We start from the raw sequence: 20776 nt of genomic DNA on the forward strand, positions 1-20776 counted from the left end.
AACGCAGGCTTCGCCAGCTGCTACAAGGATCGCGCAACGGCAAAAGAATATGAACGGCTATACCACCAACTCCCCCGCCACTGCCGCCCGCGTGGCTTTACCGCAGAGTTGTTCCACCAGCGTCAGGGCAAATTCGAGCGCCGCACCCGCACCTTGAGCGGTGATGCAATTGCCGTCGACCACTACGGGTTGGTCGACAAAGTTGCAACCCGAGAGTTGATGGCTGGCTGATGGCAGGCAGGTCATGCGCCGCTGACGCAGAACGCCGAAGGTTTGCAGCGCCAGCGCCGGAGATTCGGCGATGCCGGCAAACAAGCGTCCGGCAGCCGCCTGATCCTTGATGAGTTGCAATAGAGGCTGATGGGCGGCGAGATGTTGCGAGCCAACTTCTCCGCCGGGCAGAGCGATCAGGTCGAACGGCTGAGCCAGTAAATCCACCAACATCGCATCGGCGGTCACGCGGGTACCACGGGCACAAGTAAGCATGCGCCGGCCCTCGATGCTCGCCACCACCACTTCAACCTTGGCGCGTCGCAGTACATCGATCAGGGTCACGGTTTGCAGGTCGTCGATGCCCTCGGCGAGGGTAATCAAAGCTCTAAAGGTCATGGGCGCGGTCCACAGAATGATCTTTAAAGCGTAGTCAGCTTTCCTGACCCTTGTTCGAGCGCAGCCGTTACTTGATGTAAAGCTGCGTCGACATCGTGTTGCCCGGGGCATTGATTGAGGTGTTGCTGAACGTGAAGATCCCGTCCTGCTTGCCCGCAAGATTGAAGATATACAGATAGCCGATGGTTTTTTCTCCGGGCGTGCACTCCTTCAGATTGCCGGTTTGATAGGCACACACGGGCGTCCGGGTGCCGTCTACTTCAAAACCATCCAGCGCGACATGCGGGTCACGACCATAGCCAATCTCCAGAACGTAGACTTTGATGCTCGGACCACTGTGGTCGCAGCTCGTCTGCTCCTGTTTCTCGACAATGTTTTCATAACCACAGCCGGGCGATTCCACTTTGACCACTTTCACCTGACTCAACGGCGGCGCCATCGCCGCCGAGGCAGTTTGCGCCCCCAGCCACACCGCCATCGCGACGCCAATCACCGCAACCCCACGCTTCCTAATGCAATTCATAACGCCCCCCAAAACCAGCGCGCAGTATGGCTCACTTCGCTTTAGCGCAAAACATCGACGACGATCGCAGCCATAAGCAGCCATAGCCCCACGCTGCTGGTATGATGCGCGGCTTTTTCCGGCCCACAGAAAATGACCAGGCGCTATCAGCGGTCTGTGCTTTGCTGTTGAGGTCAATACATTCACGGCGCCGGGCGCGCCACGGGGAGCAGACATGCTGGAAAGGCTGTTTCAACTCAAGGCACACAACACCAACGTGCGGACCGAGATTCTGGCGGGCGTCACGACCTTTTTGGCCATGGCCTACATTCTGTTCGTCAACCCGAGCATCCTCGGCGAGACCGGCATGGACAAGGGCGCGGTGTTTGTCGCGACCTGTCTGGCGGCAGCCATCGGCTCCACGGTGATGGGCCTGATCGCCAACTACCCGATCGCGCTTGCGCCGGGCATGGGCCTGAACGCCTTCTTCACCTACACCGTGGTCCTGCACATGGGTCACACCTGGCAAGTGGCGCTGGGGGCGGTGTTCATCTCGGCGGTGCTGTTCTTCCTGTTGTCGATCTTCCGCATCCGCGAATGGATCATCAACAGCATCCCTCTGCCGCTGCGTTCGGCGATTGCCGCCGGTATCGGTCTGTTCCTGGCGCTGATTGCCCTGCATAACGCCGGCATCGTGGTCAGCAACCCAGCGACCATGGTCGGCCTCGGTGACTTGAAACAACCGGCACCGATCCTCGCGACCCTCGGCTTTGCCCTGATCGTGGCGCTTGAAGCGCTCGCCATACGCGGTGCGGTGCTGATCGGCATTCTGGTCGTGACCATCGCGTCCATCGCATTGGGCTTCACGCCGTTCGGCGGCGTGATGTCGATGCCACCGTCCCTGGCGCCGACCTTCCTGCAACTGGACATCAAAGGTGCGCTGGACATCGGCCTGGTCAGCGTGATTTTCGCTTTCCTGTTCGTCGACCTGTTCGACAACTCCGGCACCCTGATCGGCGTCGCCAAGCGCGCCGGCCTGATGGGCAAGGACGGCCACATGCCGAAAATGGGCCGCGCCCTGATCGCCGACAGCACCGCAGCCATGGCCGGTTCGCTGCTCGGTACATCGACCACCACCAGCTACATCGAATCCGCCGCTGGCGTGAGTGCCGGTGGCCGCACCGGCCTGACGGCCGTTGTGGTGGCGATTCTGTTCCTGCTGGCGCTGTTCTTTTCGCCATTGGCCGCCAGCGTTCCAGCCTTTGCTACCGCACCGGCGCTGCTGTTCGTCGCTGTGTTGATGACATCCGGCCTGGCCGAAATAGACTGGGACGACATCACCGTCGCCGCACCGGTTGTAATCACCGCCCTGGCCATGCCGTTCACGTATTCCATCGCCAACGGCATCGCCTTCGGTTTCATCTCCTGGACCGCGATCAAGTTGCTGTCCGGTCGCGGCCGTGAGCTGAACCCGGCGCTGGTGATTCTTTCGATTCTGTTCGTGATCAAGTTGGGTTGGTTCAACGCATGACTTTTGATTCCCAGGCCTACGCTGTTCAGCTCGAAGAAAAGGTCACGCGCCTGCGCGACCTGCTGGCGCCGTTCGATGCACCAGAACCTGCGGTGTTTGACTCGCCACTGAAAAATTTCCGCCTGCGTGCCGAATTCCGCCTGTGGCGTGAAGCCGGCGATCGTCACTACGCGATGTTTTCCCAGGAAGACAAACGCACGCCGATCCTGATCGAAGAGTTCCCGATCGCCAGCCTGCGCATCAATGAACTGATGCCGCAGCTCAAGGCGGCCTGGAAGGCAAGTGCGGCGCTGAGCCACAAGCTGTTCCAGGTGGAGTTTCTGACCACCCTGGCCGGCGATGCGATGATCACCCTGTGCTATCACCGCCCGCTGGACGAACACTGGCACGCGGCGGCGTCGAAACTGGCCGCTGACCTGAACGTCAGCGTTATCGGTCGTTCGAAAGGCAAACGCGAAGTGATCGGCCAGGATTACGTGGTCGAGAAACTGGACGTCGGTGACCGCACGTTCAGCTACCGCCAGCCCGAAGGTGCATTCACCCAGCCCAACGGCACGGTGAACCAGAAGATGCTCAACTGGGCTTACGACGCCCTCGGCGATCGCCCAGACGATTTGCTGGAGCTGTATTGCGGCAACGGCAACTTCACCCTGCCGCTGGCGACCCGTGTACGCAAAGTGCTGGCCACCGAAATCAGCAAGACGTCGGTTAACGCGGCGCTGAGCAACCTCAGCGAAAACGCTGTGGATAACGTCACCCTGGTGCGCTTGTCCGCGGAAGAGCTGACCGAAGCCCTGAACGAAGTCCGCCCGTTCCGTCGCCTGCACGGCATCGACCTGAAGAGCTACGAATTCGGTAGCGTCTTCGTCGACCCGCCTCGCGCCGGCATGGACCCGGACACCTGCGAGCTGACCCGGCGCTTCGACAACATCCTCTACATCTCCTGCAACCCGGAAACCCTGGCGGCCAACATCGCCCAGTTGCACGACACCCATCGCATCACCCAGTGCGCGATGTTCGACCAGTTTCCGTGGACACATCACATGGAATCCGGGGTGTTGCTGACGCGTCGCTGAAGGTAAGTCGCTTAGACAAATCAGCCGTCATCACGACGGCTTTTTTGTGGGTGCTCAATCGGTGACATCTGCCTTGCGCGGACGCCCGCCTTTACGGCCATTAGCCCGCGCAGCCTCTGCTTTGGCGGCGCTGCTTTGGCGACCATTGCGCGAGGCGATGACCGAGGCAGCCATGTCCATCAAAGGCTTGCTCGCCGAAATCATCCCGGCGATGGACACGTGCAGATCCTTGCCGTCATGGCACAGGGCGGTTCCGGAAAAGCCGACTTTCAGATCTGCGAAATCCTCGACGTCGAAATCATCAAATTCCGGATAGTGCTGCACGGGCAGTAGCACGCCACTGCCATCAATGAAACTGACCGCCAGACAAGGTTCCACAAACGTCACCGAAGTAGCCTGCAATCCGCTTTTTTGGCGCACTTGCCCACGCTGGATGGCTTCATCCAGCACTGCCTCGGTGACGGGCCGATCCGCCAGCATGCCTGCCTGTATCGTTTTCATAGTTGGATCTCCACACCCTCAGGAACGCCGATCAGCGCCAGCAGGGTCTTGTTCGTCTCGGGTTCATAGCAAGCCGAGCCAATCATCCAGGCCGTACTCGCAATCCTTTTTACCACCACGACTTCGCTGGTCTGCCAGTCCCACATCTGATGATCAAGACACACCGTGTGCAGCTTGCCCCACCAGATGGCTCGGGCGCGGCGCAAGTGGGCGGGTTGACCGAGTGCCTGACGCAATCCTTCCAGCACTGCCACAGGCGGTCGATTTGAATGAGGAACCACATCCCACAGCTCGACACTGTTGTGCCAAAAGCAGAATTTGAAGCGTGCGCTCCAGCTTCCGGCGTCCACATGTGCGTGCGGCGGACAGTGCTCATCACGCAACATGATCACCATTGAAAATCCTTTGTAGCTGAATAACCGCATACTAACCCATCCGTTAGGTTAACAAATCCAAAGACCCGATACTCCCTGGAAATCCGACGATTGGCTCTGCGCCAAATTGCCTTTACGCCTCAGAGACTAGCGCCAAGCCTCGCCTTGGGCGGTGGATAACTGCGCAAAATAGTAAGCAATCCTTTCGCCACGCCCACAAAAAAGCCGTCGCGAGGACGGCTCTGTCATGCCGGCGTAACCCCAATTATCAGTGTCGACTTCCTCGATCACGATGTGGGTCAGTTTCGGATCCTTGCCGAGGACTCGCTCCAAGGTGTCGGTAATCTCGGCAATGACCTGGGCTTTCTGCTCCCGGGTGACGCCGTCACGGGTAATGCGCACGCTGACGAAAGGCATGATGCTACTCCTGGCCGGTAATCAAAGAGGACGCAGGTCAAGTAAAGCACCGCCGGGTCGATTTCATCTACAGTGGCGCAGTCCCTCATTTGATCCGCGGTGTCATCCATCATGCAGCGAGTATTCGACGATCTTCAGCTGGGCAGCATCGAACTGTTTTGCCTCGCGGCCGAGGCCGGCAGCTTTACGGCGGCCGCGTTGGTGGCCGGCGTCACCCCGGCAGCCGTGAGTCGTTCGGTGTCGCGCATGGAAGAACGCCTGGGTGTGCGGCTGTTTGCGCGCACCACCCGCAGCGTCAAGCTGACCGACAGTGGTCGCCGCTATTACGAGGAATGTCGTCAGGCCCTGGCGCAGTTGGTCGAGGCTCAGCGCGAGGTCATGGGCCAACAACAGCAACCGTCCGGCACTCTGCGCATCAGTATTCCCACGACGTATGCGCACCATCGGATCTTGCCGTTGTTGCCGGCATTCCGGGCGCGCTTTCCAGACGTAAAAGTCGAATCGCACATCAGCAATCGCAACATCGATTTCGTCGGCGAAGGCTATGACATGGCGATCCGCGTGCGGGCGATTCCGGATTCCGGCCTCATCGCCCGGCACCTTGAGGACGCCGCGCTGGTGATGATTGCCAGCCCCGATTACCTGAAGCGCGCGGGTGTCCCACAGAGTCTGGACGACCTCGCGCAGCACGAATGCATTCAATACGAATTGCCCAGCAGCGGTCGGCGCATTGCCTGGCTGTTCAACGACAACGGTGCCCTGCGGGAGATTCTTGCCGAGGGCAGGCTCAGTTGTTCTGACGACGTACTCGGCGGCGTGACCCTGGCCAAACACGGGGCGGGGCTTTTTCAAACCTACCGCTTCATCGTCGAAAACGAACTGGCCGCTGGTTCGTTGGTGGAAGTGCTCAAGCCTTATGGCGGACGTTCGCGGCCCTTCACCCTGCTCTATCCGCAGAGCCGTCATATGCCGCTGAGACTGCGGGCATTTATCGATTTTCTGGTCGAACATCTGCCGCGATAAGTAGTGCGACTGTCCGATCACCGCACACAAAACCTCAATGAAACCGCTCTTCAATTGACCGAACTAACCAGCTAGTACAATTTATCTCCACAGGCTGAACACCCCCAGCCCATTCCAAAAATAATATGTGGAGAGACTTTGATGACCCCTATCGTTCTGGTGCTCAACGGCCCGAATCTGAACCTGCTCGGCGCCCGTGAACCGGCGACTTACGGTCACGAAACCCTGGCCGATATCTCTGCACTGTGCGGACGCGCCGCCGAAGAATTCGGTCTGGCGGTGGAATTTCGCCAGACCAACCATGAAGGCGAAATGCTTGACTGGATTCACGCGGCCCGTGGCCGTTGCGCCGGGATCGTCATCAACCCGGCAGCCTGGACGCACACGTCAGTCGCGATCCGCGATGCCTTGATCGCCAGCGAATTACCGGTTGTCGAAGTCCACCTGTCCAACGTTCACGCCCGCGAACCCTTCCGGCATCACTCCTTCGTTTCCGCCATTGCCACTGCGGTGATGGCCGGTTTCGGCAGCCACGGTTATCGCCTGGCGCTGGATTATTTCAGCCAACGTTTGAAGGGGTGAACGCCGTGACTCAGAACAACGCGGTACTGGCCGGGCTGATCGGCGCCGGCATCCAGGCTTCCCGTACCCCGGCACTGCACGAGCATGAAGGTGATGCCCAGGGCTTGCGTTATCTCTATCGCCTGATCGACCTCGATCAGTTGAAACTCGACAGCAGCGCCCTGCCCGATCTGTTGATGGCCGCCGAACGCATGAACTTCACCGGCCTGAATATCACCTTCCCGTGCAAGCAAGCGATCATCCCGCTGCTCGACGAATTGTCGCCGGAAGCTCGTGGTATAGGGGCGGTGAACACCGTCGTGCTGAAGGACGGTAAACGTATCGGCCACAACACCGATTGCCTGGGTTTTGCCGAGGGTTTTCGCCGGGGCTTGAAGGACGTTGCCCGTGCGCGTGTGGTCCAGATGGGCGCTGGCGGCGCCGGTGCGGCAGTGGCCCACGCGCTGTTGAGCGAAGGCGTACAGCTGCTGAGTATTTTCGATGTGGAGATCAGTCGTGCACAGGCGCTGGCGGACAATCTCAATCAACACTTCGGCGCTGGTCGGGCCGTGGCGGGGCATGATTTGCCGAGCACGTTGGACCAAGCGGATGGGTTAGTGAACACCACGCCCATGGGCATGAAAAAACTCCCGGGCATGCCGGTGCCGGTGGAGTTGCTGCGACGTGAATTGTGGGTGGCGGAGATTGTATATTTTCCACTGGAAACGGAGCTGCTGCGTAACGCCCGAGCCTTGGGTTGCCGGACGCTGGATGGCGGCAACATGGCCGTGTTTCAGGCAGTGAAGGCGTTTGAATTGTTCAGTGGTGTGGTGCCGGATGCGCAGCGGATGTTGGCGCATTTCCAGAGCATGAATGGTTGAGAGATCGGGAGGGGCTGCTCCGCAGCCCAGCGGGGTGATGCGGCGTTCCGAGCCCTCCCCCTCGCCACAGGTCAGGCCTGCAAATACCGCAAAACCGACTCGCAGATCATCGCCCGATGACGCTGCTTGATGCTTTCGTCCGGCAAGTCGATCTGAAAGATCTCGCCGAAGGTATGGCGGTTCGACACGCGATAAAAGCAAAACGAGCTGATCAGCAGATGCACATCCAACGGCTCAAGCCCTGAGCGGAACACGCCCTCTTCGGCACCACGGCGCAAAATCACGCCCAGTGAATCGAGGATGGTGTTGTTCATCGCCTTAATCGCGCCGGAGCGCTTCACGTACTCAGCGTTGTGAATGTTCTCGATGCTGACAATGCGCACGAAATCGACGTTGCGATCATGGTGATCGAAGGTGAATTCCACCAGTCGCCGAATCGCTTCCACCGGCGCCAGTTCGGCCAGGTGCAGATGGTTTTCCGTATTGCGGATTTCGCCGTAGAGTTTCTCCAGCACCTCGACGTACAGCTGTTCCTTACTGCCGAAGTAGTAATAGATCATGCGTTTTGAGGTGTGGATGCGCTCGGCGATGGCATCGACGCGAGCACCGGAAAGCCCTTGCTGGACGAACTCGACAATCGCCTCTTGAAGGATGTTCTCGCGGGTCTTTTCCGGGTTGTTCTTGCGACTCTTGCGCGGCCCCGCAATCGGCTCGGCGGGCACTGCGGAGAGTTCTGAAGTTATCGTCATTGCGGGCTCACGGCCATCACTGCACAGGCTGGCGATTATGGGCCGCGCCGCACAGTGAAGGAAGCCGCGCGGCAGCGGTTTGTCGCCGTGTTTACGATTTTCCTACAACTTTGCCGGACGTACAGCGCCACTTCGGGATTTGGCCATGGCCGCCAGGCGCACCGCCACGTTGGCCGCGCCGTAACCGACGTAGCCCTGTTTGCGCTGGATGATTTCAAAGAAGAACCGCCCTTCGAACGGCTCGGTATAAACGTGGAACAGCTCGCCGCCCTGGGCATCGCGGTCATAAAGAACGTTGAAATACGCCAGTTCACTGAGGAATTCGTCGTCGAAATCGAACCGCGCAGCGAGATCATCGTAATAGTTGAGCGGAATATCCAGCAGCGGCACACCCGCCTCTTTGGCACGACTGACTTCGGCAAAGATGTCATCACAGTCAAACGCGATGTGATGCACGCCGGAGCCGCGATAACTCGACAGCGCGTGTGAGATTGCCGTGTTGCGGTTTTCGGAGATGTTCAGCGGCAGGCGAATCGAACTGTCACGACTGCGCAATGCTCGACTCTTCACCAAACCGTAAGGATCGGGCAACACCACTTCATCATCGGCTTCAAAATCCAGCAGGCTCTTATAGAACAGCACCCAACTGTCGAGGCTGTCAGCCGGCAACGCCATCGCCATGTGGTCGATGCGCTTGAGGCCGCCACCGGTCACGGGCGGGCGGTTGCAGATTGAAATCGGTACCGTAGACATCAGCGTCCTGATCCACCAGATAAATCAGACTGCCATCCGGTGCGCGCACGGCAGCGAGTTCCAGCTCATTGGGGCCAACCAGCCCGCGATAAGGCTGGCCTTTATAGGCCACGGCCCGAGCGAGCGCACTGGCGCTGTCCTTGACCCGCACGGCGGTGGCGCACAGCGATGGGCCGTGCGCTTCGAAAAAACTGTGGGCGAACGAGTAAGGCTCGGAATTGAGGATCAGGTTGATGTCGCCCTGACGCAGCAGGCTCACGCTCTTGGAGCGATGTTGACCTGCCTTGACGAAACCCAGTCGCTCCAGCCAATGGGAGAGCTTGGCGCCAAGGCTTTCGTCCACAGCGAATTCGAGAAACTCAATGCCGTTGTATTCGCTGGCCTTGGGCGTCTCGAACAGAATGTCGAGGCTGGTCGCCAGTGTCGCTTCCTGCGCCAGACGCTGACGGGTTTTCTCCTCGAGGTACAACAACGAACGCAAACCGTCGGCGGCGTTGGCCCGAGGTGGTGCGGCGCGGAAACCGTCGTTGAAGATTTCCAGCGACAGCGGCCCGGTGTACCCACTCTTGATGATTGGCGCGAGGAAGCCCGGCAAATCAAATTCGCCCTGGCCCGGGAAGCAGCGGAAATGCCGGCTCCACTCCAGCACGTCCATCGCCAGAATCGGCGCGTCGGCCATTTGCACGAAGAAGATCTTGTCACCGGGAATATCGGCGATCGCACTCGGATCCCCCTTGAGCGACAGCGTGTGAAAGCTGTCCAGCAACACACCGAGGCTTGGGTGATCGGCCTGACGGACGATGTTCCACACCTGTTGATAAGTGTTCACATGCCGGCCCCAGGCCAGCGCTTCGTAGCCGATCCGCAGCCCGCGTGCGCCGGCGTGTTCGGCCAGCAGGCGCAAGTCATCGATGAGAATGCGTTCATCACCGAGGGAATCGGCGGACGCGTTACTGCACACCAGCACCAGGTCAGTGCCCAATTCCTGCATCAGGTCGAACTTGCGCTCAGCCCGTTCCAGGTTGCGATGCAAACGGTCACGGCGGCAGCCTTCAAAGTCCCGAAAGGGTTGAAACAGTGTGATCGAGATCCCGAGATCGGCGCACATCTGCTTGATTTCCCGCGGGCTGCCGTCGTAGTAAAGGAGGTCGTTCTCGAAAATCTCTACCCCGTCGAAACCGGCGGCGGCAATGGCTTCGAGTTTTTCCGGCAGGGTACCGCTCAAGGAAACGGTGGCAATGGAACGCTGCATATTTCGACTCCCGGTGGTGGAGACAATCTTGTTAAAGGCGTCGCACCCTTTTTGTAGGAGCGAAGCTTGCTCGCGAAGGCGATCTTGAGGACGCCATCGCCGGCAAGCCTGGCTCCTACAGGGATCGCGTTTTTCTTGGGGGGAATTATTGGCCTGGCGATCTCACACAGCAATTTAAAGTGTACTACCCAGTTAGTTTTGCGTGCGATTATCGAACACAATGGCTGTTGTCGAATTGACGATTTTTCGTCCACTGCCCAACATCGACTGCACATTGAGCCCGATCACACACATCGGTCTCGGTGACCAAAGACCCAGAACACCACATAAAAATAATCGGTGGCCTACATGACTCCTTCTCAAAGCTCTCCCGTGGAGCGTTCCTCCATGACTCCTGCCAGCGGCGGTATCGGCGACAAGATTCGCGGCGCCATGGCGGTCGGCAAGACCCGTTGGGGCATGCTGGCACTGGTGTTTTTTGCCACCACGCTCAACTACATCGACCGAGCCGCACTGGGCGTCATGCAGCCCATCCTCGCCAAGGAAATGAGCTGGACGGCGATGGACTACGCCAACATCAACTTCTGGTTTCAAGTCGGCTACGCCATCGGTTTTGTGCTGCAAGGCCGGTTGATCGATCGGGTCGGCGTGAAGCGGGTGTTCTTCTGCGCGGTGCTGCTCTGGAGCCTGGCGACCGGCGCCCACGGACTGGCCACGTCGGCGGTCGGCTTCATGGTCTGCCGGTTCATTCTCGGTTTGACCGAAGCCGCCAACTACCCCGCCTGCGTGAAAACCACCCGGTTGTGGTTTCCGGCCGGCGAACGCGCCGTGGCCACCGGCATCTTCAACGCCGGCACCAACGTCGGCGCGATGTTCACGCCGATGCTGCTGCCGCTGATCCTGCACGTGTGGGGCTGGCAGGCCGCGTTCCTGTGCATGGCGTCACTGGGCGGGATCTGGTTGCTGTTCTGGGGTTTGAAGTACTTCAACCCGGAAGAGCATCCGAGCGTCAAACAATCGGAACTGGACTACATCCAGAAGGAAGTCGAACCGGAACAGGCCCGCGTCCCGTTCTCGAAAATCCTGCGCATGCGTGGCACCTGGGCCTTCGCCCTCGCCTACTCCATGACCGCGCCGGTGTTCTGGTTCTACCTGTACTGGCTGCCGCCGTTTCTCAATCAGCAATACAACCTGGGGATCAACGTGACCCAGATGGGTATCCCGCTGATCATCATCTACCTGACCGCCGACTTCGGCAGCGTCGGCGGCGGGATCCTGTCCTCGTTCCTGATCGGCCGCGGCATGAACCCGATCAAGGCACGACTGATGTCCATGTTGCTGTTTGCCTGCTGCATCGTCGGCGTGATCATGGCGGCGGGCTCGAGCAGTCTGTGGGTCGCGGTGTTCGCCATCTCCCTGGCCATCGGAGCGCACCAGGCCTGGACCGCCAACATCTGGAGCCTGGTGATGGACTACACGCCTAAACACATGATGAGTACGGTGTTCGGCTTCGGCGGCATGTGCGCGGCCATCGGCGGGATGTTCATGACCCAGTTGGTCGGCCACATCCTGACGGTCACCAACAACAACTACACCGTGCTGTTCACCCTGATTCCGGCGATGTACTTCATTGCCCTGACCTGGATGTACTTCATGGCACCGCGCAAGATTCCTACCGTCACCGAGTAAAATCCCCTCCTCAGGCAGGCCTGATTCCAGGCCTGTCTTTTTGCTTCTCCTACCGACGACTCTGCTGCCACGCCGCCGCCAATCCGCTGCAGCAAATCACCGCGATCCCTATCACCGTGGTCAGGGTCGGTGTGTGGGAAAACAGCAGCCAGCCCAGCAAACCGGCAAATACAATCTGGCAATAACCGAACGGCGCCAGCAGCGCGGGCGCGGCGTGGCGGAAGGCCTGAGTCAGAAACAAGTGCGCAGTCATCCCACAGGTCCCCAGCGCCACCATCATGAAGCCATGCCCCAGGGTCGGCACTTGCCAGAAGAACGGCACAAGCGCGCTCATCACCAGGGTGTTGCACAAGCCGGCGAAGAAGTTGCTGGTGGTCGGGCTGTCGATATTGCTGAGCTTGCGAGTGAGCAACTGATAAAAGCAGAAAAACAGCGCCGAACAGAGCGGCAGCAGCACCGCCGGCGTGAACAGATCGCCACCGGGGTGGACGATGATCAACACGCCGATAAATCCGCAAATCACCGCGATCCATTGGCCACGTGTCACGCGCTCCCCCAGCAGCGGCACCGAGAGCGCAGTCACCAGAACCGGCGCAAGAAAGTTGACCGCCGTCGCTTCAGCCAACGGGATGTACTGCAGGCCGGTGGTAAAAAACAAACTGGTGCCCAACAGGCACAACGCCCTCACCAACTGCAGCATCGGTCGTTTGGTCCGTAGGACGCGCAACCCGGACTGAGGCAGAAAAATCCCGGCCATCAACAAGGTGTGCACCACATAACGAGCCCAGACCACCATCACGATCGGATAGAAGCCCGAGAGGTATTTCGAAAAGGCGTCATGGCTGGAAAACAGGAAAGTGGCGACGACAATCAGCAAAATCCCTTTGAAGGGTTGGTTGACGCCGGAGAGCGGTGTGCTGGCGGTCATGGGTATCCCTTGCGAAGTGCAACGTGTCGCGGGCGGTGAGTCCCAATAATTTAGAACCTGGTTCCAGATTCCAACACAAGCATAGGCCGAAAGCGTTCGAATACCGCACGGTTTTACGGTCAATAAAGATCAACTGTGGGAGCGAGCCTGCTCGCGATGGCGGACTCAGCTTCGACATCTCATTTGTTTGAAAGTCCGCTATCGCGAGCAGGCTCGCTCCCACAATTGAGTTGTGCTGGCTGAATTAACTGAACAACTCCGACGCCAGACTCGCCGCCTCCAATTCTTCGGTATACCTCAACAACAGCGGCGCCAATTCATGCAACCGCGCCCCCGGCATCCGCGCACTCGGCCCGGCGATGCTCAGCACGCCCATCACCCGCCCTTCCCTCGGGTGCCGCACCACCGCCGCAATCGCCGAGGTGCCCACCGCCGAGCTTTCCTCGACCCAGGCGTAACCCTGCTCCCGCGCCAGACGCAGGCGTTCCAGCAGTTCAATGTTGGAACGCGGAGCATTCGGCCCGAGGTCTTTTGGCCGCTCGCCCCCTTGGCGTTCCACCAGCGATAACGCCTCGGCATCGCTCATGCACGCCAGCCACGCATGGCCCGACGCGGTATAGAACAACGGCGCATCACGGCCCATTTCCGGGTCGTAGCGCAGGCCGGAACGGGCCCCCTGGGACTTGGCAATCCAGATCTGCCGATCACCTTCAATCACCCCAAGACGCACCAGTTCCCCAGTGTCCTGTGCCAGGCGATCCAGCACCGGCTGTACGATATCGGCGCCACTGCCCGACAGGTAACGAAACCCCATCGCCACCAGTTTGGTGGACAAGTGATATCGCAAGTTCTCTGGATTCTGCCGCACATAACCCAGCCGGATCAGCTCCGCGAGCAGACGGTGGGTTGCACTTTTAGGGATGTCCAGTTGCTCCGCGAGCACCTGCATCGGCAGACCGCGAGGGTCACTGGTGAGGCTTTCGAGCACGTTGAAGACACGTTCGATCTGACTGCCGGCCATGGGAGGTTCCACCTACAATTTGCCTGATTCTAGAAGATGAACCGTGTAATGCGAAATCTGGAACCCAATGCTCGATAGACGCAGTTGATCGCCTGCTCGATAAAAACCCGTGCCCCTGACGGAATTCGATGGGTTATCCATGTTCCTACTGTCAGCAAGGCGACCGGCCAGTGAACAAAAAAGCCGGACAGCCGGACTGGCGCCGCCCCCACACACCAGCAACACTCTTCAACACGGACAATCAGAGGATTCCCACATGTTATGGAAAAAAGGCCGACGCAGCGACAACGTGGTCGACGCCCGTGGTGATGATGTCGGCAGCGGTGGCGGTGGGATGCGTTTTGGCGGCGGCAAAGGCTTGAGCCTGACCGCGATCATCCTGATTGTGGGGATTGGCTGGCTCACCGGCCAGGACCCGATGCAAATCCTCGGGCAACTGACCGGACAAATGACCGAGCAATCGGCCCCGGCCACCAACCAGAGCCGCAAGGCGCCGCCGACCAACGATGAAGGCGCCGAGTTCGTGCGCTCGATTCTCGGCGACACCGAAGACACCTGGGGCCAGATATTCCAGCAGGCCGGTCGGCAGTACAAAAACCCGACGCTGGTGCTGTTCAGCAACCGGGTGAATTCGGCATGCGGCCTGGCGACATCGGCGACCGGGCCGTTCTATTGCCCGGCCGACCAGAAGGTCTACCTGGACATGGCTTTTTTCCAGGAAATGTCGCAACGCTTTTCCGCGGCCGGCGACTTCGCTCAGGCCTACGTGATTGCGCACGAAGTCGGACACCATGTTCAGACGTTGCTCGGCGTTTCCGCGAAAATGCAGGCAGCCCGCCAGCAAGGCCGGCAGATGGAAGGTGATGGCGGCTTGTTGGTGCGCCAGGAATTGCAAGCCGATTGCCTGGCCGGTGTCTGGGCCAACAATGCGCAGCAGCGTCTGAACTGGCTGGAACCGGGTGACATCGAAGAAGCCTTGAATGCGGCCAACGCCATCGGCGATGACCGTTTGCAACAACAGGGGCAGGGTCGGGTGGTACCGGACTCGTTTACCCATGGCACATCGGCGCAAAGGGTGCGCTGGTTCAAAACCGGATTTGCGCAAGGCCAGGTGGGCCAGTGCGATACCTTTGCGGCGAAAAACCTTTAAATGAATAAGTGGTTGTTGATGTTGTTGTTCACCTGCGCGAGCACCCAGGCTGCGGAGCATGGTGTCAAAGAGCTCAGCCCCGGGCGGTTGTTGTTGAAAGAAGGTGAGATGGCGGTGAGCCTCGGCCCGGCGCCAGAGAAAATCGAACGCGTGCTGATCATCATCCATGGTCGTCTGCGCAACGCTGAAACCTATCGCCAGAGCGCCGAGCGCTCGGCCGAACTGGCCGGGCAAAGTGCAAGCACCTTGGTGATCGCTCCGCAATTCCTCAACGAAACCGACATCGCGCTTCATCCGGTGGCTGACACAGTGTTGCGCTGGCAGGGCAATGACTGGATGGCAGGAGGTTTATCCACGGCTCCTTTTGCGCTGAGTTCATTTGCAGCCCTCGATCAAATCATCGAGAGAGTCAGCGATCGTCGACAGTTTCCGGACGTGAAGCAAATCATCATCGCCGGCCACTCTGGTGGCGCTCAGGTGGTGCAGCGTTATGCGTTGCTGGCCCGTGAGCAACCGGCCCTGGCGGCCGCCGGCGTGAAGCTTCGCTACGTGGTCGCCAACCCTTCGTCCTATGCGTACTTCAACGAGCAGCGACCGGTGGCGTTCAACCATGCGGCGTGTCCCGGTTTCAATCGGTGGAAATATGGGCTGACGGATTTACCGGTTTATGCCAGTGGGCAATCGGCACCGCAGATTGAAGGAAACTACGCCAAACGGGACGTGACTTATCTGCTCGGGCAGCAAGACACCGACCCGCAGCATCCGGCGATGGACAAAGGTTGCGAGGCCGAAGCGCAAGGTGCTTATCGTCTGGTTCGCGGAAAGAATTTTTTCAATTACCTGCTGCGTCGCAATCCAAAAGGGGTGAATCAGCGGCTGGTTGAAGTGCCGGGGGTCGGGCATAACGGGGATGGGATGTTGACGTCGCCTGAGGGGCAGAAGGTGTTGTTTGGTCAGTGAGTTTGCGGTGTCTTGTCTGACGTCTTCGCGAGCAAGCCCGCTCCCACATTGGGTCTTCAGTGAACTCTGGATTTGTATTCGATGGAGATCCCCTGTGGGAGCGGGCTTGCTCGCGAAAGCGGTTAATCAGGCAACAATTACCTCAAGCCGAAAGCATTTCCCGCAACACCGCACAATCCGCCGCATGCCAATCCGTCAGTTCCGGCCAAGGGTTATCCGGCAAATTCACCAACACTGTCCGCGCCCCCGCCGCCCGACCGCAATCCAGATCAAAGCGATAATCACCGACCATCACCATCTCGCTCGCCGGCACGTTCCAGGCCTCGGCCAGTTTCAATAAACCACCGGGATGCGGTTTAGGCGGCGCTTCATCACGCCCCAGCACATCCTCAACGGCAAAGCAGTCAGCCAGGCCGATCGCCTCCAGGGTCACGTGTGCAAGCTCCCGGGCATTGCGCGTGAGAATGCCCAAGCGATACCCGCGCCCGGCCAACTCACGCACCAGTTCCACCGCGCCCGGCGCGGCTTTCGAGCCTAGCGCCAAGTCCCGTTCATGCTCCAGCAACCACGCATGTTTGGCGGCTGCTTCATCGGCCGGCAGCGCCGCGAGGTGGGTCAGGATGTCGTCTTCGGCGGGGATTGCCAAGGCCACGCGAATCGCCGCGAAGTCATGCACGGCCACCGTCAAGGTGCCGTCCATGTCGAACACCCAGTGCCGCACCTCGGCCAGGCTCATGCCCAATCCTTGCGGTGGCGAATCAGGCCTTCCTGCGTGACCGAAGCCACCAGTTGCCCGGCGCGGTTGAATACGCTGCCGCGGGAGAAACCACGGGAATTGCCGGCCCAAGGGCTGTCCATCGCGTAAAGCAACCAGTCATCGGCGCGCAGATCCGCATGGAACCACAGCGAATGATCGAGGCTGGCGACCTGCATGTCTTTCTGCCAGACCGATTTGCCGTGGGGCTGCATCGAGGTGGTCAGCAAACCGAAATCCGAGGCGTAGGCCAGCAGGTACTTGTGCAGCGCCGGAGAGTCGGCCAAAGCACCGTCGGCGCGAAACCAGACGTACTTGACCGGATCGGAGGGTTGCGGGTTGTAGGGATCTTTCTCGGTGATCGGTCGGAATTCGATCGGCTTGGGGCACAGAAATTTTTCGCGCATGTGCTCGGGAATCAGGTGCGCACGCTGCTGAGTGAGCTCCAGTTCCGAGGGCAGGTTTTCCGGGCCGACCACGGTTGGCATCTCGGCCTGGTGCTCGAAGCCTTTTTCGTCGTACTGGAACGAGGCGCTGCAGGTAAAGATCGGGTTGCCCTTCTGGATCGCCGTCACCCGACGCGTGCTGAAACTACCGCCATCACGCACCCGGTCAACCTGATACACGACTGGCAACGCGGAATCGCCCGGGCGCAGGAAATAACCGTGCATCGAATGCACATGGCGCGTTTCTTCGACTGTCTGACTGGCCGCCGACAACGACTGACCGATCACTTGACCACCGAACAACTGACGAAAGCCCAGGTCCTGACTGCGGCCACGGAACAGGTTTTCTTCGATCGGTTCCAGGGTCAGCAAATCGACCAGATCATCCAACACTTGGCTCATTCAGACTCTCCTCACACAAAGCTTGCCGCGCAGTCTTGGCTGCGGCGGTCGATTCAGTTTATGGCCCAGGCCAACATGGCAGCCATTGTAAACGTCCGTGCCTGCTTATCCATGCAAGGTTTGCAGCCATTGTTCACGGGAGATGCGATACAGCACATGGTGACGCAGGGGATGATCGGCCGCGAGCTTGGGATGTTCAAAATCATCGGCTGAATCATGGTGCATGCCGATCGCCTGCATGACTTTCTGCGACGGCGTGTTGGTGTCGGTGGTGAACGACACCACCTCTTTCAGCGCCAACCGGTCAAACCCGCAGCGCAGAGCGGTCCACGCCGCTTCACTGGCATAACCCAGGCCCCAATGCTCACGCGCCAGGCGCCAGCCGATTTCGGTAGCCGGGGTGAACGGCGCATCGAAACCAACAACACCGAGGCCGGTGAAACCGATGAATGCCCCGGTGTCCTTGCGCTCCAGCGCCCAGAGCCCAAAGCCGTGTTCGGCAAAATGCCCGCGAATCCGCCCGATCAGCGAAGCACTCTCCAGTCGACCCAAAGGGGCCGGAAAATAGCGCATGACCTGCGGATCGGCACACATCGCCGCAAACTCCGGCAAATCCTCATCGCGCCACTGCCGCAACACCAGTCGCGCGCTCTCGAGTTCCAGTATCGGCTCCATCGTGTCCTCCCCTTTCCATGCCGCAAGTCTACATCGCTGGTAGGATCCTTCCTTCATTCACCCATGAAATCACTCATGTCACTGCCGCTGATCTATCACGAAGACTACAGTCCCGAGTTCCCGGCGGATCACCGTTTCCCCATGGACAAGTTTCGCCTGCTGCGCGATCACCTGGTGGACAGCGGACTGACCCGGGACGCCGACCTGCTGCGCCCGGAGCTCTGCCCCCCGGAGATTCTCGCCCTCGCCCATGACGCTGCCTATATCGAACGCTACATGAGCGGCGAGTTGTCCCGCGAAGACCAGCGGCGCCTCGGCCTGCCCTGGAGCGAAGCGCTGGCCCGGCGCACGGTGCGGGCGGTCGGCGGATCGTTGCTCGCGGCAGAGCAGGCGCTGGAACATGGGCTGGCCTGTCATTTGGCCGGAGGCACCCATCACGCGCATTACGACTATCCGGCGGGTTTCTGCATCTTCAATGACCTGGCGGTGATCAGCCATTACCTGCTGGAAAGTGGTCGTGTGAATCGGGTGCTGATCTTCGATTGCGACGTGCACCAGGGCGACGGGACTGCACGCATTCTGCACAACACCCCGGAGGCGGTGACCGTTTCCCTGCACTGCGAGAAGAATTTTCCCGCACGCAAAGCCGAAAGCGACTGGGACATCCCATTGCCCAAAGGTATGGGCGATGCCGATTACCTGAAGGTGGTGGACGACGCGCTGAATTATTTGCTGCCGCTCTACCAACCGGATCTGGTGTTGTATGACGCCGGCGTCGACGTGCACAAGGACGACGCCCTCGGTTACCTGAAGCTGACCGACGAAGGCGTTGCCGCTCGTGATGAAAGCGTGATGCGTCATTGCCTGGGGCGGGATATTCCGGTGGTCGGGGTGATTGGCGGCGGCTACAGCAAGGACCGCAAGGCCCTGGCGCGCCGCCACGGCATCCTGCATCACAGCGCGCAACGGGTCTGGCAGTCATCAGGTTGTCATTGAGGTGTGGGTCTTTACCCACAATGCCTGTGGAACTGCCTGTGGATAACCTGAGTGAAAGGTCCTGCAGGCCTAGCTGTATATAGCCTGCAAAGGGGTGGTTGTTTTTTGATCAGCCATTTGAAACGACACAGCTCCAATGTGGGAGCGGGCTTGCTCGCGAAAGCGGCGTATCAGTCGATATCAATGTTGAATGTTAAATCGCTTTCGCGAGCAAGCCCGCTCCCACAATGTTTCGTGCTGATAGAATGCCTGGCTTCATTCCGCCATACCGCAGCGCATCCCATGACTCAGCCCTCGACTCCCCTCCCCCCTCACGTTGCAATCATCGGCGGCGGCCCCGCGGGTCTGATGGCGGCAGAAGTGTTGAGCCAGGCCGGAATCAAGGTCGACCTGTACGACGGCATGCCATCGGTGGGGCGAAAATTCCTGCTGGCCGGTGTTGGCGGCATGAACATCACCCATTCCGAAGCCTACCCGGCGTTTCTGTCGCGCTATGCCGAACGCGCGCCGCAGATTGCCCCGCTGCTTCGTTCATTCGGCGCTGATGCGTTGTGCCAATGGATTCATGACCTGGGCATCGAAACCTTTGTCGGCAGCTCCGGCCGGGTGTTTCCCACCGACATGAAAGCCGCGCCCCTGTTGCGTGCCTGGCTTAAACGCCTGCGAGACAGCGGCGTTGTTATCCACACCCGCCACCGCTGGCTAGGCTGGGATGACCAAGGTGGATTACGCATCGACAGCCCCGACGGCGAAACCATCATCAAGCCCGACGCCACCTTGCTGGCCCTCGGCGGTGGCAGCTGGTCACGCCTCGGTTCGGACGGCGCGTGGATGCTGCCACTGGAACAGCGCGGTGTAGGACTGATGCCGTTGCAACCGAGCAATTGCGGCTTCGAGGTGCAGGCCTGGAGCGACTTGATGGTCAGCAAGTTCGCCGGCACGCCGCTGAAAAACATCGCCATCGGCCTCAATGACGACGTGCCGCGCTTGGGCGAATGCGTGATTACGGCGACCGGGATCGAAGGCAGTTTGATCTACGCCCTCTCGGCGCCGATCCGCGAGGCCATCAATCAGCACGACTCCGCTACCATTCGCATCGACCTGCTCCCGGGCCGGCCTGTGGATAAAGTTCAGGCGGCGCTGAGCAAACCGCGCGGGTCGCGTTCCATGTCCAAACACCTGCACAGCCAGCTCGGGATTGATGGGGTGAAAGCAGCGTTGTTGCGCGAACTCACGCCAGCCGAATGCTTCGCCGATCCGGCGTTGCTGGCCAAAGCGATCAAGGCGTTGCCGCTGACTTTAGTGAAAACCCGTCCGCTGGATGAATCCATCAGCAGCGCCGGAGGCGTGATGTTTGAGTCGATGGATGAACGGCTGATGCTCAAGCAAATGCCAGGGGTGTTTTGCGCGGGGGAAATGCTCGATTGGGAGGCGCCGACGGGCGGCTATCTGCTGACCGCGTGTTTCGCCAGTGGGCGTGCGGCGGGATTGGGGATGGTGGAGTGGTTGAAACGTAAGGACTGAAA

At 59.8% G+C, this 20776-nt stretch carries 20 protein-coding genes and 2 pseudogenes; 10 read left to right on the top strand and 12 right to left on the bottom strand.

What is annotated here, in order from left to right; genetic code table 11:
• Nucleotides 1-57: 57 nt before the first annotated feature.
• On the bottom strand, nt 58-609 hold the full coding sequence (locus ACA051_RS25650; RefSeq protein ID WP_497305617.1) for a DJ-1 family glyoxalase III: 552 nt from the start codon (nt 607-609) through the stop codon (nt 58-60).
• A gap of 67 nt (nt 610-676) precedes the next feature.
• A complete protein-coding gene (locus ACA051_RS25655; protein ID WP_497305619.1) occupies nt 677-1132 on the bottom strand; it encodes a DUF4879 domain-containing protein in 456 nt (151 codons plus the stop codon).
• 214 nt (nt 1133-1346) lie between these two features.
• On the opposite strand from ACA051_RS25655, the gene ACA051_RS25660 reads away from it, so the two are divergent.
• Both ACA051_RS25660 and trmA read left to right on the top strand, forming a co-directional pair.
• Complete coding sequence (locus ACA051_RS25660; RefSeq protein ID WP_403102479.1) at nt 1347-2642, top strand: NCS2 family permease; 1296 nt, start codon at nt 1347-1349, stop codon at nt 2640-2642.
• On the top strand, nt 2639-3718 hold the full coding sequence (gene trmA / locus ACA051_RS25665) for a tRNA (uridine(54)-C5)-methyltransferase TrmA (protein WP_497305621.1): 1080 nt from the start codon (nt 2639-2641) through the stop codon (nt 3716-3718). Before ACA051_RS25660 ends, trmA begins: the two co-directional genes overlap by 4 nt.
• 54 nt (nt 3719-3772) lie before the next feature.
• Here trmA and ACA051_RS25670 read toward each other — a convergent pair whose 3' ends face one another.
• From ACA051_RS25670 to ACA051_RS25680, 3 genes and pseudogenes are all read right to left on the bottom strand, one after another.
• Nucleotides 3773-4219, bottom strand: coding sequence for a DUF2442 domain-containing protein (locus ACA051_RS25670; protein ID WP_497305623.1), 447 nt, complete (start codon nt 4217-4219; stop codon nt 3773-3775).
• The gene (locus ACA051_RS25675; protein WP_497305625.1) at nt 4216-4644 is read right to left on the bottom strand and encodes a DUF4160 domain-containing protein; all 429 of its coding nucleotides are present in this window, start codon (nt 4642-4644) and stop codon (nt 4216-4218) included. The genes ACA051_RS25670 and ACA051_RS25675 overlap by 4 nt, the downstream gene beginning before the upstream one ends.
• Nucleotides 4645-4818: 174 nt before the next feature.
• A pseudogene (locus ACA051_RS25680) lies at nt 4819-5010 on the bottom strand (tautomerase family protein); the annotation flags it as partial.
• Between the two features lie 111 nt (nt 5011-5121).
• On the opposite strand from ACA051_RS25680, the gene ACA051_RS25685 reads away from it, so the two are divergent.
• The 3 genes from ACA051_RS25685 (at nt 5122) to ACA051_RS25695 (ending at nt 7475) form a co-directional block, all read left to right on the top strand.
• Nucleotides 5122-6033, top strand: coding sequence for a LysR family transcriptional regulator (locus ACA051_RS25685; protein ID WP_497305627.1), 912 nt, complete (start codon nt 5122-5124; stop codon nt 6031-6033).
• 141 nt (nt 6034-6174) lie between these two features.
• The gene (aroQ, locus tag ACA051_RS25690) at nt 6175-6615 is read left to right on the top strand and encodes a type II 3-dehydroquinate dehydratase (protein WP_497305629.1); all 441 of its coding nucleotides are present in this window, start codon (nt 6175-6177) and stop codon (nt 6613-6615) included.
• Between the two features lie 5 nt (nt 6616-6620).
• Nucleotides 6621-7475 (top strand): shikimate dehydrogenase, encoded by an 855-nt coding sequence (locus ACA051_RS25695; RefSeq protein ID WP_497305630.1) that lies wholly within the window; start codon nt 6621-6623, stop codon nt 7473-7475.
• A 71-nt stretch (nt 7476-7546) separates the two neighbouring features.
• Here the strand turns inward: ACA051_RS25695 and ACA051_RS25700 are convergent, their stop codons facing one another.
• Together ACA051_RS25700 and quiC are read right to left on the bottom strand one after the other, a co-directional pair.
• Nucleotides 7547-8224, bottom strand: a complete 678-nt coding sequence (locus ACA051_RS25700) for a TetR/AcrR family transcriptional regulator (protein ID WP_497305632.1) — start codon at nt 8222-8224, stop codon at nt 7547-7549.
• Between the two features lie 102 nt (nt 8225-8326).
• Nucleotides 8327-10229: pseudogene (gene quiC / locus ACA051_RS25705) on the bottom strand (3-dehydroshikimate dehydratase QuiC).
• A 387-nt stretch (nt 10230-10616) separates the two neighbouring features.
• Here quiC and ACA051_RS25710 point away from each other — a divergent pair.
• On the top strand, nt 10617-11918 hold the full coding sequence (locus ACA051_RS25710; RefSeq protein WP_497372408.1) for an MFS transporter: 1302 nt from the start codon (nt 10617-10619) through the stop codon (nt 11916-11918).
• 49 nt (nt 11919-11967) lie between these two features.
• Here ACA051_RS25710 and ACA051_RS25715 read toward each other — a convergent pair whose 3' ends face one another.
• Both ACA051_RS25715 and ACA051_RS25720 read right to left on the bottom strand, forming a co-directional pair.
• Nucleotides 11968-12846, bottom strand: a complete 879-nt coding sequence (locus tag ACA051_RS25715) for a DMT family transporter (RefSeq protein ID WP_172791678.1) — start codon at nt 12844-12846, stop codon at nt 11968-11970.
• Between the two features lie 244 nt (nt 12847-13090).
• Complete coding sequence (locus tag ACA051_RS25720) at nt 13091-13867, bottom strand: IclR family transcriptional regulator (protein WP_497305640.1); 777 nt, start codon at nt 13865-13867, stop codon at nt 13091-13093.
• Nucleotides 13868-14123: 256 nt separating this feature from the next.
• Between ACA051_RS25720 and ypfJ the strand changes: the two genes are divergently transcribed.
• A complete protein-coding gene (ypfJ, locus tag ACA051_RS25725) occupies nt 14124-15017 on the top strand; it encodes a KPN_02809 family neutral zinc metallopeptidase (RefSeq protein ID WP_497372410.1) in 894 nt (297 codons plus the stop codon).
• On the top strand, nt 15018-15977 hold the full coding sequence (locus tag ACA051_RS25730; protein ID WP_497372412.1) for an alpha/beta fold hydrolase: 960 nt from the start codon (nt 15018-15020) through the stop codon (nt 15975-15977).
• 142 nt (nt 15978-16119) lie between these two features.
• Here ACA051_RS25730 and ACA051_RS25735 read toward each other — a convergent pair whose 3' ends face one another.
• The 3 genes from ACA051_RS25735 to ACA051_RS25745 all read right to left on the bottom strand — a co-directional run bounded on the left by ACA051_RS25735 (nt 16120) and on the right by ACA051_RS25745 (nt 18254).
• Entirely contained in the window at nt 16120-16713 is a 594-nt protein-coding gene (locus tag ACA051_RS25735; RefSeq protein ID WP_497305645.1) for an HAD family hydrolase, read from the bottom strand.
• Nucleotides 16710-17579 (bottom strand): acyl-CoA thioesterase II, encoded by an 870-nt coding sequence (gene tesB / locus ACA051_RS25740; protein ID WP_219096059.1) that lies wholly within the window; start codon nt 17577-17579, stop codon nt 16710-16712. Before tesB ends, ACA051_RS25735 begins: the two co-directional genes overlap by 4 nt.
• A 105-nt stretch (nt 17580-17684) precedes the next feature.
• On the bottom strand, nt 17685-18254 hold the full coding sequence (locus ACA051_RS25745; RefSeq protein ID WP_497305647.1) for a GNAT family N-acetyltransferase: 570 nt from the start codon (nt 18252-18254) through the stop codon (nt 17685-17687).
• Nucleotides 18255-18329: 75 nt separating this feature from the next.
• On the opposite strand from ACA051_RS25745, the gene ACA051_RS25750 reads away from it, so the two are divergent.
• Nucleotides 18330-19250: a histone deacetylase family protein gene (locus tag ACA051_RS25750; protein ID WP_497372414.1), complete on the top strand. Its 921-nt coding sequence runs from the start codon at nt 18330-18332 to the stop codon at nt 19248-19250.
• A gap of 282 nt (nt 19251-19532) precedes the next feature.
• Nucleotides 19533-20774, top strand: coding sequence for a TIGR03862 family flavoprotein (locus tag ACA051_RS25755; RefSeq protein WP_497372416.1), 1242 nt, complete (start codon nt 19533-19535; stop codon nt 20772-20774).
• Nucleotides 20775-20776: the final 2 nt, after the last annotated feature.

This window comes from Pseudomonas sp. LBUM1669 (assembly GCF_059695705.1).